Annotated in this window: 9 protein-coding genes; 2 read left to right on the top strand and 7 right to left on the bottom strand. The window is 71.5% G+C overall.

Annotated elements, in window-relative coordinates; genetic code table 11:
* Positions 1-6: 6 nt before the first annotated feature.
* The 6 genes from ACIQVI_RS10770 to ACIQVI_RS10745 all read right to left on the bottom strand — a co-directional run bounded on the left by ACIQVI_RS10770 (position 7) and on the right by ACIQVI_RS10745 (position 7,797).
* Positions 7-1,695 carry a carbohydrate-binding module family 20 domain-containing protein gene (locus ACIQVI_RS10770; protein WP_403593743.1) on the bottom strand — a complete coding sequence of 563 codons (1,689 nt, stop codon included), beginning with the start codon at positions 1,693-1,695 and terminating at the stop codon, positions 7-9.
* Positions 1,696-1,817: 122 nt separating this feature from the next.
* Entirely contained in the window at positions 1,818-2,915 is a 1,098-nt protein-coding gene (locus ACIQVI_RS10765) for a LacI family DNA-binding transcriptional regulator (protein ID WP_403593740.1), read from the bottom strand.
* Complete coding sequence (locus ACIQVI_RS10760) at positions 2,903-4,570, bottom strand: glycoside hydrolase family 13 protein (protein ID WP_403593737.1); 1,668 nt, start codon at positions 4,568-4,570, stop codon at positions 2,903-2,905. Before ACIQVI_RS10760 ends, ACIQVI_RS10765 begins: the two co-directional genes overlap by 13 nt.
* Before the next feature lie 47 nt (positions 4,571-4,617).
* Positions 4,618-5,490 carry a sugar ABC transporter permease gene (locus ACIQVI_RS10755; protein WP_403593734.1) on the bottom strand — a complete coding sequence of 291 codons (873 nt, stop codon included), beginning with the start codon at positions 5,488-5,490 and terminating at the stop codon, positions 4,618-4,620.
* Entirely contained in the window at positions 5,487-6,500 is a 1,014-nt protein-coding gene (locus ACIQVI_RS10750; RefSeq protein ID WP_403593731.1) for a carbohydrate ABC transporter permease, read from the bottom strand. The genes ACIQVI_RS10755 and ACIQVI_RS10750 overlap by 4 nt, the downstream gene beginning before the upstream one ends.
* Positions 6,501-6,519: 19 nt before the next feature.
* On the bottom strand, positions 6,520-7,797 hold the full coding sequence (locus tag ACIQVI_RS10745; protein ID WP_351973501.1) for an extracellular solute-binding protein: 1,278 nt from the start codon (positions 7,795-7,797) through the stop codon (positions 6,520-6,522).
* A gap of 357 nt (positions 7,798-8,154) precedes the next feature.
* Between ACIQVI_RS10745 and ACIQVI_RS10740 the strand changes: the two genes are divergently transcribed.
* Together ACIQVI_RS10740 and ACIQVI_RS10735 are read left to right on the top strand one after the other, a co-directional pair.
* Positions 8,155-9,189: a LacI family DNA-binding transcriptional regulator gene (locus ACIQVI_RS10740; RefSeq protein WP_351973502.1), complete on the top strand. Its 1,035-nt coding sequence runs from the start codon at positions 8,155-8,157 to the stop codon at positions 9,187-9,189.
* 74 nt (positions 9,190-9,263) lie between these two features.
* Positions 9,264-10,178, top strand: coding sequence for a phosphatase PAP2 family protein (locus tag ACIQVI_RS10735; protein ID WP_403593726.1), 915 nt, complete (start codon positions 9,264-9,266; stop codon positions 10,176-10,178).
* Positions 10,179-10,236: 58 nt separating this feature from the next.
* On the opposite strand, the gene ACIQVI_RS10730 is transcribed toward ACIQVI_RS10735, so the two are convergent.
* Positions 10,237-13,224: a bifunctional [glutamine synthetase] adenylyltransferase/[glutamine synthetase]-adenylyl-L-tyrosine phosphorylase gene (locus tag ACIQVI_RS10730; RefSeq protein ID WP_351973504.1), complete on the bottom strand. Its 2,988-nt coding sequence runs from the start codon at positions 13,222-13,224 to the stop codon at positions 10,237-10,239.
* Between the last annotated feature and the right edge of the window lie 421 nt (positions 13,225-13,645).

Here is a 13,645-nt window from a genome sequence, read left to right as displayed (position 1 = left end):
GGGGGGTCAGCCGCGGAACGTGTCGTTCAGGACGAGCTGCCCGGAGGCGGGGACGGTCGCGGTGCGGTTGGCGCCGGACTCCCAGGTGACGTTCCCGGCGGCGTCCTTGCGGACGTACTTGTACTCGAAGGTCGTCCCGGCGGGCAGGGAGAGCGTCAGCTTCCAGACCGGGTAGGCGGCCGGGTCGAGCTTGGGGGCCGAGGCCGGGGACCAGTTGCCGAGTTCGGCGCGGTTGCCGGTGACGTGGATGTTCTGGCCGGTCACCGTGGTGGCGGTGGCCTGGAAGGAGGTGCCGGTGGCGGCGGGCGGGTTGGTGCCGCAGCTCTTGGCGTTCACGTGCAGGGCGAGCGCGGTGTTGGCGCCGAGGGTGGCCGTGAACTGTCCCGATCCGTTGACCGTCACGGGGTTGTTCGACTGCACGTCGCAGTAGGTGCCGGCGGGCAGGGAGGTCTGGTAGGTGCGGGTGAGCGCCGAGGACTCGTGGTTGATGGCCACGTAGGCCTTGGAGCCGCGGCCGAACGCGATCGCGTTGTTGCCGTTGTCCCACCAGTCGGTGACGGCCTGGCCGCGCGCGGTGTTGCGGAAGCCGACCATGGAGGAGATCTCGCGCCAGGCGTGCTGGCACTTCCAGCCGTCGCTGTAGCAGGCGTTCACCTGGCCGCCGTTGGGCGGGCCGGCGTCCTTGTCGGTCCACTCGTAGCCGGAGTGGACGTCCGGGGAGCCGTAGGGCCAGGCAAGCATGAAGACGGAGGCGAGGGTGTAGTTCGCGCCGTCCTTGTAGGACAGGGTGTCGCCGACGCGCTCGGTGTCGTGGTTGTCGACGAAGACGCCGGACTGACCGGAGGGCATGTAACCCCAGGCCTCGCCGAAGTTCTTGAGGTACGCGAGCTTCTCGTTCTGCAGGACGCGCTTGAGGTCGCGGGCGTAGCGGAACTCCTGCACGTCGCCGCTGCCGAGGTACTCGCTCGGGGAGACGGCCTCGCCGGCGCCGTGGATGGCCTCGTGCTTCCAGTACGCGTGGGGGTTGGTGAGCCGCGACTTGATGTTCGCGAGGTCGGCGGCCGGCATGTGCTTGGCGGCGTCGATGCGGAAGCCGTCGACGCCGAGGGAGAGCAGGTCGTTGAGGTAGCCGGCTATCTTCCCGCGGACGTAGTCCTCGCCGGTGTCCAGGTCGGGGAGCTTGACCAGCTCGCAGTTCTGGACGTTGGCGCGGTCCTGGTAGTTGGTGATCTCGGCCCGGCAGTCGTCCATGTCGGCGCCGGAGTACAGGCCCGGGTAGTCGTACTTGGAGAACGGGGTCCCGCCCGTTCCCGTGCCCGACCCGTTCGCCATGTGGTTGACGACGGAGTCCACGACGACCTTCACGCCCGCCGCGTGACAGGTGTCGATCATGCTCTTGAAGGCGGTGCGGTCCCCGAGGCGGCCGGCGATCTTGTAGCTGACCGGCTGGTACGAGGTCCACCACTGGCCGCCCTGCACGTGCTCCTGGGGCGGGGAGACCTGGACGTAGCCGTATCCGGCGGGTCCGAGGCGGTCGGTGCACTCCCGGGCGACCGAGGAGAACTTCCACTCGAACATCACCGCGGTGACGTCCTTCTCACCGGGCGGCGCGGCCTGGACGGGACTGTTCCCCGTGACGGCCACAGCGGCTCCCGCCACGAGGGCGAGTGCAGCGGCCACGGTCTTTCTGGCCATGTTTCCTCCTGCTGACTTCACTGTCGCAAGAAGTTGCCGAAAAAATCAGCAACTGTTTTCAGCCGTGACCGTATGAGCGCCCCGACGCCCGGTCAACCCTCCGGACGCCGCAACGCAAGTTGTTACGAAAGGACTTGCGGTCCCGAGGCGTCCGGGGCGACCCGGGCGGGCGGCTGCGCCGTCGAACCGCGCACCACCAGCTCCGGCTGGAACACGAACTCCGTGCGCTGGACGGGGTTGCCCTCGATCTCCTCCAGGAGCGCGCCGACGGCCGCCGTCGCCATGGCCTGCACGGGCTGGCGGACGGTGGAGAGCGGCGGGCTGGTGAAGGCGATGAGGGGCGAGTCGTCGAAGCCGACGACGGAGACGTCCCCGGGCACGTCGAGGCCCCGGGCGCGGACCGCGCGGATCACGCCCAGCGCCATCAGGTCGGAGCCGCAGACGATGCCGGTGCAGCCCTCGCCCAGCAGGATGTCGGCGGCCGCGTGGCCGCCCTCGACGCCGAAGAGCGTGGGCCTGATGAACCGTTCGGCGTCCGCGCGCTCGACGCCGAGGAGCTCGTACAGCTCGGCGGTGAAGCCCTCGGCCTTGCGGCGGGAGGGGACGTAGCGGGTGGGGCCGATGGCGAGGCCGATGCGCTCGTGGCCCAGCTCGACCAGGTGCCGCACGGCCATCCGGGCGGCGGCCCGGTCGTCCGGGGAGACGAAGTTGGCGTCGACGTGCTCGTTGTAGCCGTTGATGAGGACGAACGGCACGCCCCGGGCGGCGAGCCGGGCGTAGCGGGCCGGGTCGGCGGTGGCGTCCGCGTGGAGCCCGGAGAGGAAGACGATGCCGGACACCCCGCGCTCCACGAGCTGTTCGACCAGCTCGTCCTCGGTGGCGCCGCCCGGCATCTGGGTGCAGAGCACCGGGGTGTAGCCGTGCCCGGCGAGGACCTGCTCGACGACCTGTGCGAACGCCGGGAAGATCGGGTTGGTCAGCTCGGGCACGACGAGCCCGACGAGGCCCGCGCTGCGCCGTTTGAGGCGTACGGGGCGCTCGTAGCCGAGCACGTCGAGCGCCGCGAGCACCTTGTGCCGGGTCGCGCCGGCCACCCCCGCCTTGCCGTTGAGGACGCGGCTGACGGTGGCCTCGCTCACCCCGGACTGGGCGGCGATGTCCGCGAGCCGCGGGGCGCCCGTTCCGGCGCCCCGCGGCAGGGGGATCGTCACACCGCCCACCAGACGGTGGTGTCGGCGGGCAGCTCCACCGTGTCCGCGCCGGGGGCGACGGGCTCGTTGGAGAGGAGGAACCGGCCGGGCAGCGGGACGGAGATGGCCCGGCCGGTGGTGTTGGCGGTGCAGACGAAGCCGTCGCGCCGGAAGGCGAGGACGCCCTCGGGGGCCTCCAGCCACTCGACGTCCTCGCCCGCGCCGAGCCCGGGCCGCGTCCGCCGCACGGCGAGCGCGCTGCGGTACAGCTCCAGGGTGGAGCCCGGGTCGCCGGTCTGCGCCTCGACGCTCAGCGCGCCCCAGGTCGCGGGCTGCGGCAGCCAGGAGCCGCCCGCGCCGAAGCCGTACGAGGGGCCCCCGGCGGTCCACGGGATCGGGACCCGGCAGCCGTCGCGGAAGCCGTCCTGGCCGCTGGCCCGCCAGAAGGACGGGTCCTGGCGGACCTCGTCGGGCAGGTCGGTGACGTCGGGCAGGCCGAGCTCCTCGCCCTGGTAGACGTAGGCCGAGCCGGGCAGGGCCAGCATCAGGAGGGTGGCGGCGCGGGCCCGGCGCAGGCCGAGTTCGCGGTCGCCGGCCTCGCGGAGCTGGGTGCCGAGGCCCGCCGGGTTGGCGAAGCGGGTGGCGTGCCGGGTGACGTCGTGGTTGGAGAGCACCCAGGTGGTGGGGGCGCCGACCGGGCGCATCGCGGACAGCGAGGCGTCGATGACGGTGCGCAGCTCGGTGGCGTCCCAGTGGGTGCCCAGGTACTGGAAGTTGAAGGCCTGGTGCATCTCGTCGGGGCGCACGTAGTTCGCGGTGCGGTCGACGGTGGGGGTCCAGGCCTCGGCGACGAGGACGCGCTCGCCGTCGTACTCGGCGAGGACCTTGCGCCAGGAGCGGTAGATCTCGTGGACGCCGTCCTGGTCGAAGAAGGGCATGACGTCGTTGCCGAGCAGCTTCAGCTGGTCGTGGGCGCCGATGTCGGGCAGCCCGGCGGCCTTGACCAGGCCGTGGGCGACGTCGACGCGGAAGCCGTCGACGCCCATGTCGAGCCAGAAGCGCAGGATGGAGCGGAACTCGTCGCGGACGGCCGGGTGCTCCCAGTTGAAGTCGGGCTGCTCCGGGGCGAAGAGGTGCAGGTACCAGTCGCCGGGGGTGCCGTCCGGGTTCTCCGTGCGGGTCCAGGCCGGGCCGCCGAAGATGGACTCCCAGTCGTTGGGCGGCAGTGCGCCGTCCGGGCCCTTGCCGGGGCGGAAGTGGTAGCGCTCGCGCAGCGGCGAGCCGGGGCCCTCGCGCAGGGCCCGCTGGAACCACTCGTGCTGGTCGGAGGAGTGGTTGGGGACGAGGTCGACGATGATCCGCAGGCCCAGGGCGTGGGCCTCGCGGATCACCGCGTCGGCGTCGTGCAGGGAGCCGAACATCGGGTCGATGGCCCGGTAGTCGGCGACGTCGTAACCGGCGTCGGCCTGCGGGGAGGCGTAGAACGGCGAGAGCCAGACGGCGTCGACGCCCAGGTCCTTGAGGTACGGCAGCCGGCTGCGGACGCCCTCCAGGTCACCCATGCCGTCGCCGTTTCCGTCGGCGAAGCTGCGCGGGTAGACCTGGTAGATCACGGCGTCTCTCCACCAGCCCGTGTGCGTTCCGGTGGTGGGGACGTCGGCCGGGGCGGCGAGATGCTGGGTCATGTCTTCCCTGGGAGGTAAGGAGGGGCGTGCGAAGGCGGTGGTCGGGCTCAGCCCTTGACGGCACCGGCGGACATGCCGGTGACCAGGTGCCGCTGGGCGAAGAGGAACACCAGCGCCGCGGGGATGGCGATGAGCACGGAGGCCGCGGACATCGGGCCCCATTGGGCGCCGTACTGGTTGACGAACTTCTGCAGTCCGCCCGCGAGGGTGAGGTTCTCGTCGCCGACCATGAAGGCGGAGGCGTAGGCGACCTCGCCCCACGCGGTGATGAAGGAGTAGAACGCGGTGACGGCGATGCCCGGCTTGGCGAGCGGCAGGATCAGCCGCCAGAAGGTGCCGAAGGGGGTGAGGCCGTCGACGTAGCCGGACTCGTCGATCTCGCGCGGGATGGTGTCGAAGAAGCCCTTCATCATCCAGGCGCAGAACGGGACGGCGATGGTCAGGTACGTGATGACCAGGCCGGCCGGCTGGTTGAGCAGGCCCATCGACGACATGATGTTGTAGATCGGCACGATCAGGACGGCGACTGGGAACATCTGGGTGATGAGCAGCGTCCACATCAGGCCGCGCTTGCCGGGGAAGCGGAAGCGGCTGACGGCGTAGCCGGTGGTGGCGGAGATGAAGACGCCGACGACGGTGGTGAGTCCGGCGATGAGCAGCGAGTTGCCGAACCAGGTGAGGAACGGGGTGTCCCTCAGGAGGTTCGTGTAGTTCTCGAACGTCGTCTCTTTGAAGAAGTCCGTGGTGATGGCGTACTTCGCGGGCTTCAGCGAGGTCAGCAGCACCCAGAGGACCGGGAAGACGGCGATCACGGAGGCCGCGATCAGCGTCAGGTGCAGCGCGGCCGAGGACAGCGGCGAACGGCGTCCGCGGATCGGCGCGTTGGTGACGGCCCGGGGGGCGGGGGTCGTGGTGGTCACCAGACTTCTCCCTGCTTGCGGAGGACTCGGCGGTAGACCGCGGCGAAGAGCATCAGGAGGATCAGGATGAGCACGCCCCAGGTCGACGACTGGGCGAAGTCGCGCGGGCTGACCTCGAAGGAGAACTTGTAGGCCTGGGTGACGAGGATCTGGGTGGCCTCGCCGGGCCCGCCCCGGGTGAGCAGGAAGATCACCGGGAACATGTTGAAGGTCCAGATGGTGGAGAGCAGGACCACCGTCGTGGAGACCGAGCTGAGGCCGGGCATGGTGATGTTGCGGAACCGCTGCCAGGCGTTGGCGCCGTCCATCTCGGCGGCCTCGTACAGCTCGCCGGGGATGGACTGGAGGCCGCCGAGGAGGGCGACCATCATGAACGGGACGCCGAGCCAGACGTTGGTCGCGATGACCGAGAGCTTGGCCCAGGTGGGGTCGTTCAGCCACGGCACGGCGTCGATGCCGCCGCCCGCGAGGATCTTGTTGAGGAGGCCGTTGTCCTGGTTGTAGAGGAAGCGCCAGGCGAAGACGGAGACGAAGCCGGGCACGGCCCAGGGGAGGATCAGCAGCAGCCGGTAGAAGGAGCGGCCGGCGATCTTCCGGTTGAGGATGTTGGCGAGGGCCAGGCCGAGGGCGAAGGTCAGCGAGACGCAGGCCACCGTCCAGACCAGGGTCCAGCCGAGGGTGGAGAGGAACTGGCTGCCGGTGAGGGCGTCGGCGTAGTTGTCCAGGCCGACGAACTCGTAGGTGGCCGGGATCTCGTTGACGCCGATCGACCGCGCGACGTTGCGCTCGTTGGCGTTCGTCAGCGACAGGTAGACGCCGCGGACCAGCGGATAGCCGATGATCACGGCGATCACGACGATCACCGGGGCGACCATCGCCCAGGCGTACCAGTGGGTGGAGAGGGAGCGCTTCTCGGCTCTCCTGCGCTTGCCAGTTCCGCGGCTCCGGCCGCGGGCGACGCTGTCGCCCGCGGCCTTCGCCACCGACTGGCTGGGAGTGTCCACAGCCATCAGCCGGTCTGCCTTCCTGTTACTTCCAGTCCTTGAGGAGCTTGCGGTAGGCGTCGCCGGACGCCTTGGCTCCCGCTTCCGGGGTGGTCTGGCCGGTCAGGACCTTGGTGTACTCGGTGACGAGCGGCGCGAAGAGGCTGCCGGTCTCCGGGATCCAGGGGCGCTCGACGGCCTTCTGGACGACCGGCTTGAAGAAGGAGATCATCTCGTTGGTCGCCACGTCCGGCTTGATGTAGACGGACTCGCGGGTCGGCAGGAGGCTGAGCTCCTTCGCGATCGTGGTCTGCGTCTCGACCGAGGTCATGTACTCGGCGAAGGCGTAGGAGGCGTCCAGGTTCTTGGAGCCCGCGTAGACGGCGAGGTTGTGGCCGCCCTGCGGGGCGCCCTGGCCGCCGGAGCCGGCCGGGACCGGGGCGATGCCCAGGTTGGCCTTGTCCGTGAACTCCTTGCCGGCGTAGGTGTCGGCGACGGCCCACGGGCCGTTGATCATCATGGCGACCTTGCCTTCCTTGAAGGCGGTCTGCATGTTGTTCCAGCCGTCGGTCGCGTCGGTCTTGGCCGCGCCGGAGTCCACCAGGTCCTTGACGACCTTGAAGGCCTTCACGCCGGCCGGGTTGTCGACGGTGACGGTCTTCTTCTCGGCGTCGACCAGGTCGCCGCCCTCGCCGTAGAGGAAGGAGAGGAACCAGTAGGCGTCGTCGCCGCGCAGGTAGAGGCCGGGCTTGCCGGTCTTCTGCTTGATCTTGGCGGAGGCGGTCTTCAGCTCGTCGATGGTCTTGGGGACCTCGACGCCGGCCTCCTTGAAGATCTTCTTGTTGTAGAAGATGCCCATGGAGTCGATGACCTGCGGGACGGCGTAGGTCTTGCCCTTGTACTTGGTGGAGGCGGCGGCCTGCTCCAGGAAGTCGTCGGCGTCCTTGAGGGCCGGGGTGCCGTCCAGCGGCGCCAGGTAGCCGAGGTCCGCGAACTCGGGGGTCCAGGCGACCTCGGAGCGGATGACGTCGGGCGCGCCGGAGCCGGACTGCGCGGCGTTCTTGAACTTGTTCTGCGCCTCGCCGAACGGCACGTTCACGTACTTGACGGTGACCTTGGGGTGCTTCTTCTTGAAGTCCTCGGCGGCCTTCTTGAAGACCTTGTCCTCGGAGCCGACCGTGGAGGTGTCCCACCAGGTCACGGTGCCGGAGAGCTCGCCCGAGCCCTTCGAGCCGCCGTTGTCGGAACCGGTGTCGCTCCCGCACGCCGCCAGGGTCACGCCCAGGGCCGCGACCAGCGCGGTGGCCGCTATGCCACGCCGCATGTGAACTCCTTCAACTGATCCCGGGGGGACGAGGGGCTGGAACCTTCCTCATGCGACCGCTCCCTCGCGGCGCTCCGGGTTGGCAGGAACGTAACAGGGATGAAAACGAGCCGAAAGACCTTGCGGGATTTTTCTGCAAGAGCCGGGGATCGTTACATCCGCGTGTCCCTAAGGTTGCCGACGGGTCGCTTGACAGGGGCGGGAGTGCGCCCTTTCGCACCTCGCGCGCCCGTGACGCGCCCCTGGCGGGCCCCGCAAGAACTGCAAGACCTTGCAGAAGGACGCCTCCCGGCCACGGCGGACGGGGTGCGCCGGGGCGGTGGGCAATACGCCCCGTGACCGGTACAGTCCACTCCCATGACCGCGCGGCTCTCCGACATCGCAGCCCAGGCGGGGGTCAGTGAGGCCACAGTCAGCCGCGTGCTCAACGGAAAGCCCGGCGTGGCCACCGCCACCCGCGAATCCGTCCTCGCCGCGCTCGACGTGCTCGGCTACGAGCGGCCCGTGCGCCTGCGGCAGCGCAGCGCGGGACTCGTCGGCCTCATCACCCCCGAGCTGGACAACCCGATCTTCCCCGCCCTGGCGCAGGTCATCGGGCAGGCCCTGACCCGGCAGGGGTACACGCCGGTCCTGGCCACCCAGACCCCCGGCGGGTCCACGGAGGACGAGCTCACCGACATGCTGGTGGAGCGCGGCGTCGCCGGCATCATCTTCGTCTCGGGGCTGCACGCCGACACCACGGCCGACATGACCCGCTACGACCAGCTGCGCGGCAAGGGCGTCCCGTACGTCCTCCTCAACGGCTTCTCGCCCAAGGTGCGGGCGCCCTTCGTGTCCCCCGACGACCGGGCGGCGATGCGGCTCGCGGTGACGCACCTGGCCTCGCTCGGGCACACCCGGATCGGGCTCGCCCTCGGGCCGAAGCGGTTCGTGCCGGTGCTGCGCAAGATAGAGGGCTTCCAGAAGGGCATGGAGGAGCGGCTCGGCCTCGCCCCGGAGGAGTCCGAGGAGCTGATCCAGCACTCCCTGTACACCCTGGAGGGCGGCCAGGCGGCGGCGGGCGCGCTGATCTCCCGGGGCTGCACGGCGGTCGTCTGCGCGAGCGACATGATGGCGCTCGGCGCGATCCGGGCGGCCCGGCAGCAGGGGCTCGACGTGCCGAGGGACGTCTCCGTCGTCGGCTTCGACGACTCCCCCCTCATAGCGTTCACCGATCCGCCGCTGACCACCATCCGGCAGCCGGTGCAGGCGATGGGGCAGGCCGCGGTCCGCGCGCTCCTCGAAGAGGTGGGCGGCACCCCGGCCCCGCACTCCGAGTTCGTCTTCATGCCCGAGCTGGTGGTCCGGGGCTCGACCGCCTCCGCGCCGTCGGCCGTGAGGCCTCCTTCCTGAGGCTGACCGGGTGCGCACCGGACCCGACCTTGGGATGATCGGTCGGGGGCGGCCATCTGGCAGACTCTCTCCCCATGGGTGAAACGACCGTGAAGAGTTTGGACGACCGGACGACCCCGTCGTCACCCATCGCGGCCGGCGGCGGGTTGTCGCGGCTGCGCGCGCACGTGCCCCGGCGCCCCACGATCTGGTTCGAGATCCTGCTGATCGCGGTGAGCTACTGGACGTACTCGCTCATCCGCAACGCGGTGCCGGAGCAGAAGGCCCAGGCGCTCAGGAACGCGGACTGGATCTGGCGGGCCGAGGAGTCCGTCGGGCTCGCCTTCGAGCACACCGTCAACCACGCCGTGAACTCGGTGACGTGGCTGATCGTGGCGATGAACTACTACTACGCGACGCTGCACTTCGTCGTGACCATCGGTGTGCTCGTGTGGCTGTACCGGTGGCAGCCGGGCCGTTACGCGGCGTTCCGCACGGTCCTGTTCGCCACCACCGGCGTCGCCCTGGTCGGCTACTACCTGTATCCGCTCGCGCCGCCCCGGCTGATGAACGGCCAGGACTTCATCGACACGGTCCTGGTCCACCACACCTGGGGCTCGATGGCCTCGGGCAACCTCAAGCACGTGTCGAACCAGTACGCGGCGATGCCGTCGATGCACATCGGCTGGTCGCTCTGGTGCGGGATCACGATCTTCCTGCTGGCGAAGGCGCCCTGGGCGCGGATCCTGGGCCTGCTCTACCCGACGGCGACCCTCGTCGTCATCGTGGCCACCGCGAACCACTTCTGGCTGGACGCGGTCGGCGGCATGATCTGCCTGGCCTTCGGCTTCGCCGTCTCGTACTTCTGGTACGGCTCCCGGCCCCACCGGCTGCCGAAGCTGGTCGAGGCGGTGGAGCCCGCGGGCGTGGTCGCGCACGGCGGCCCCGCCCCGGAGACGGGGCCGGACCGCGAGAACGACGCGGAACGGCCGGTCGACTCCCGGCGGTAGGGCCCGTCCCCGCGGTACGCGGCCGTCCTTCCGGGGGCCACCGCCCCCGCCGGAGGCGTCACGCCCCGTAGAAGAGTTCCTCGACGACCGCGCGGGCCCGGCGGGTGATCCGCCGGTAGTCGTCGACCATCTCGCCGACGTGGCCCGACTCGTAGCCCAGGTACCTTCCGACCGCCGCGAGTTCGCGCGGCTCGGAGGGGAAGGTGTCGCCGGGGCGGCCGCGCACCAGCATCACCGCGTTGCGGACGCGGGTGGCCAGGACCCACGCCTCGTCCAGGATCTGCGCCTCCTCGGTGGGGACGAGCCCGGCCGCGTGGGCGGCGGCGAGCGCCTCCCGGGTCCGGGTCGTCCGCAGCCCCGGCTCGGCCCAGCCGTGCCGCATCTGGAGCAGCTGGACCGTCCACTCGACGTCGCTCAGACCGCCGCGCCCCAGCTTGGCGTGGAGCGTCGGGTCGGCGCCGCGCGGCAGCCGCTCGGACTCCATCCGGGCCTTGAGGCGGCGGATCTCGCGGACCGCGTCCTCCCCCAGCCCCTCGGCCGGGTACCGCAGCGGGTCGACCAGCTCGATGAACCGCTCACCGAGGTCCCGGTCGCCCGCCACGTGCTCGGCGCGCAGCAGCGCCTGGCTCTCCCAGACGAGCGACCAGCGGCGGTAGTAGGCGGCGTACGACTTCAGGGTGCGGACCATGGGGCCGCTCTTGCCCTCCGGCCTGAGGTCCGCGTCGATGAGCAGCGGCGGGTCGGCGGTGGGCACCTGGAGGAGCCGCCGCATCTCGGTGACCACCCGGTTCGCGGCCCGGGCCGCCTCCTGCTCGTCCACGCCCTCACGCGGCTCGTGCACGAAGAGGACGTCGGCGTCGGAGCCGTACCCCACCTCGTGGCCGCCGAAGCGGCCCATGCCGATGACCGCGAAGCGGGTCGGCAGCTCATCACCCCACTCGGCGCGTACGGCGGCCCGCAGCGCGCCCGCGATCGTGGCCGCGTTGAGGTCGGTGACGGCCTCCCCCACCCGGTCGACGAGCGCGCCCGGGTCGGGCTCGCGGGGGCTGTCCTCGGTGCCGTACGAGCCGATGAGGTCGGCCGCGGCGGTGCGGAACAGCTCCCGGCGGCGCACCCCGCGCGCCGCCGCGACCGCCTGCTCGGCGTCGTCCGCGCGCTTGACCGCCGCCAGGACCTCCTGCTCCAGGTGGCCCCGGTCGCGCGGTTTCAGCCCCTCCGGGTCGCCGAGGAGCGCGACCGCCTCGGGGGCGCGGAGCAGCAGGTCGGGGGCGAGCCGCCCGGCGGAGAGCACCCGGGCGAGGTTCTCGGCGGCGGCCCCCTCGTCGCGCAGCAGCCGCAGGTACCAGGGGGTCTTGCCCAGGGCGTCGGAGACCTTGCGGAAGCCGAGGAGTCCGGCGTCCGGGTCGGCCGAGTCCGCGAACCAGCCGAGCAGCACGGGCAGCAGGGTCCGCTGGATCGCCGCCTTCCGGCTCACCCCGGAGGACAGCGCCTCCAGGTGGCGCAGGGCGGCGGCCGGGTCCGCGTACCCCAGCGCTTCGAGGCGCTGACCGGCCGCCTTCGGGCTGAGCCGGGTCTCGCCGGGGGCGAGCTGGGCGACGGCGTCGAGCAGCGGGCGGTAGAAGATCTTCTCGTGCAGCCGCCGGACGACGGCCGCGTGCCGCCGCCACTCCTTGGTGAGCGCGGCAACCGGGTCGGTGCGCAGGCCGAGGGAGCGGCCGAGGCGGCGCAGGTCGGTCTCGTCCTCGGGGACGAGGTGGGTGCGGCGCAGCCGGTAGAGCTGGATGCGGTGCTCCATGGCCCGCAGGAAGCGGTACGCCTCGTCCAGCTGGGCCGCGTCGGCCCGGCCGACGTAGCCGCCGGCGGCGAGGGCCGCGAGCGCGTCGAGGGTGGCGCCGCTGTGCAGGGTGGCGTCGCTGCGGCCGTGCACCAGCTGGAGGAGCTGGACGGCGAACTCGACGTCCCGCAGGCCGCCGGGGCCGAGCTTCAGCTCGCGGTCGATCTGGGCGGCCGGGATGTTGTCGACGACCCGGCGGCGCATCCGCTGCACGTCGGGGACGAAGTTCTCGCGCTCGGCGGCCTGCCAGACGAGCGGGGAGACGGCCTCGATGTACCGGGAGCCGAGCTCCGGGTCGCCCGCGACCGCGCGCGCCTTCAGGAGCGCCTGGAACTCCCAGGTCTTCGCCCAGCGCTGGTAGTAGGCGAGGTGGGAGGAGAGGGTGCGGACGAGGGGGCCGTTGCGGCCCTCGGGGCGCAGGTTGGCGTCGACCGGCCAGATGGTGCCCTCGACGGTGGTCTCGGAGCAGATCCGCATCAGGTGGGAGGCGAGCCGGGTCGCGGCCTGGATCGCCTTGCCCTCGTCGGCGCCCTCGGCCGGCTCCCCGACGAAGATCACGTCGACGTCGGAGACGTAGTTCAGCTCGTGGCCGCCGCACTTGCCCATCGCGATGACCGCGAGCCGGCACTGGGCGGCGTCGGCGGGCGCGGCGGCCTCGGCGAGGGCGAGCGCGGCGCGCAGGGTCGCCGTCGCCAGGTCGGCCAGCTCGGCGGCGGCCTGGGCGACGTCGGTGGTGCCGCACACGTCACGGGCCGCTATGGCCAGCAGGCAGCGGCGGTAGGCGACCCGCAGCGAGACCGGGTCGTCGGCTTCGGCGAGTCCCCGTTCGAACTCGGCGACCCCCGGGTGCAGGTCGGCGGCCTCGTACGTGACGAGGGACTCCCAGTCGCGGGGGTGGCGGGCCAGGTGGTCGCCGAGCGCCTCGGAGGCGCCGAGCACGCCGAGGAGCCGGTCCCGGAAGGGCTTGGCGGAGAGCAGCGTGGCGGTGAAGGTCTGCCGCTCGGTCTCGGGCTGCGCCTCGACGAGCCGGACCAGGCCGCGCAGGGCGAGGTCGGGGTCGGCGGTGGCGCCGAGGGCGTCGAGGAGGACGGAGTCGCCGCGCAGCGCGGACAGCTCGGGCACGTCCAGGAGCCGCTCGGCTCCCGAGGGGTCGGTGAACCCGTGCCGCAGCAGACGTGAGAACGTACTGCTCCTGCGTCCCGGCACCGTCATTCCGCCGCTCCCTCCGAGCACGTCCGAGCCCCGGGGCGAGCCGGGGGGATCGAGCCTATCCGGCGCGGGGGGCGGGAGCGTGCGGGCCTTCGGTTCGCAGCGGATCACACGTGATGTCCCGCACATTGATCGCTTTTCGGGCTCGATGAACCGTATTTCTTGAAAGTCCGTCTTGCCGACCGCGAGACCCGCTCACCCGCGCGAACGGCACCCCCGGCACCCCGGGGGCCGTACGCCTGCCCGCCCGTCCGCCTGCTCGTCCGCCTCACGTCCGCCCGTCCGCCGTACGCCTGCCCGCCCCTCCCCCTCACGCCTGTCCGTCCGTCCCTTCTTCGAAAGCGCGCCGCCCGCCCATGTCTGTCCGCCTCCGCCGTCTTCGCCGTCCCCGCCGTTCCGACCTGCCGTCCCGTCGTGGGACCGC

Source organism: Streptomyces sp. NPDC098101 (genome assembly GCF_044760185.1).
In the GTDB taxonomy this organism is placed as follows: Bacteria; Actinomycetota; Actinomycetes; order Streptomycetales; family Streptomycetaceae; genus Streptomyces.
Note: the sequence above shows the minus strand (reverse complement) of the source record. Positions and strands in the feature narration are given on the sequence as shown.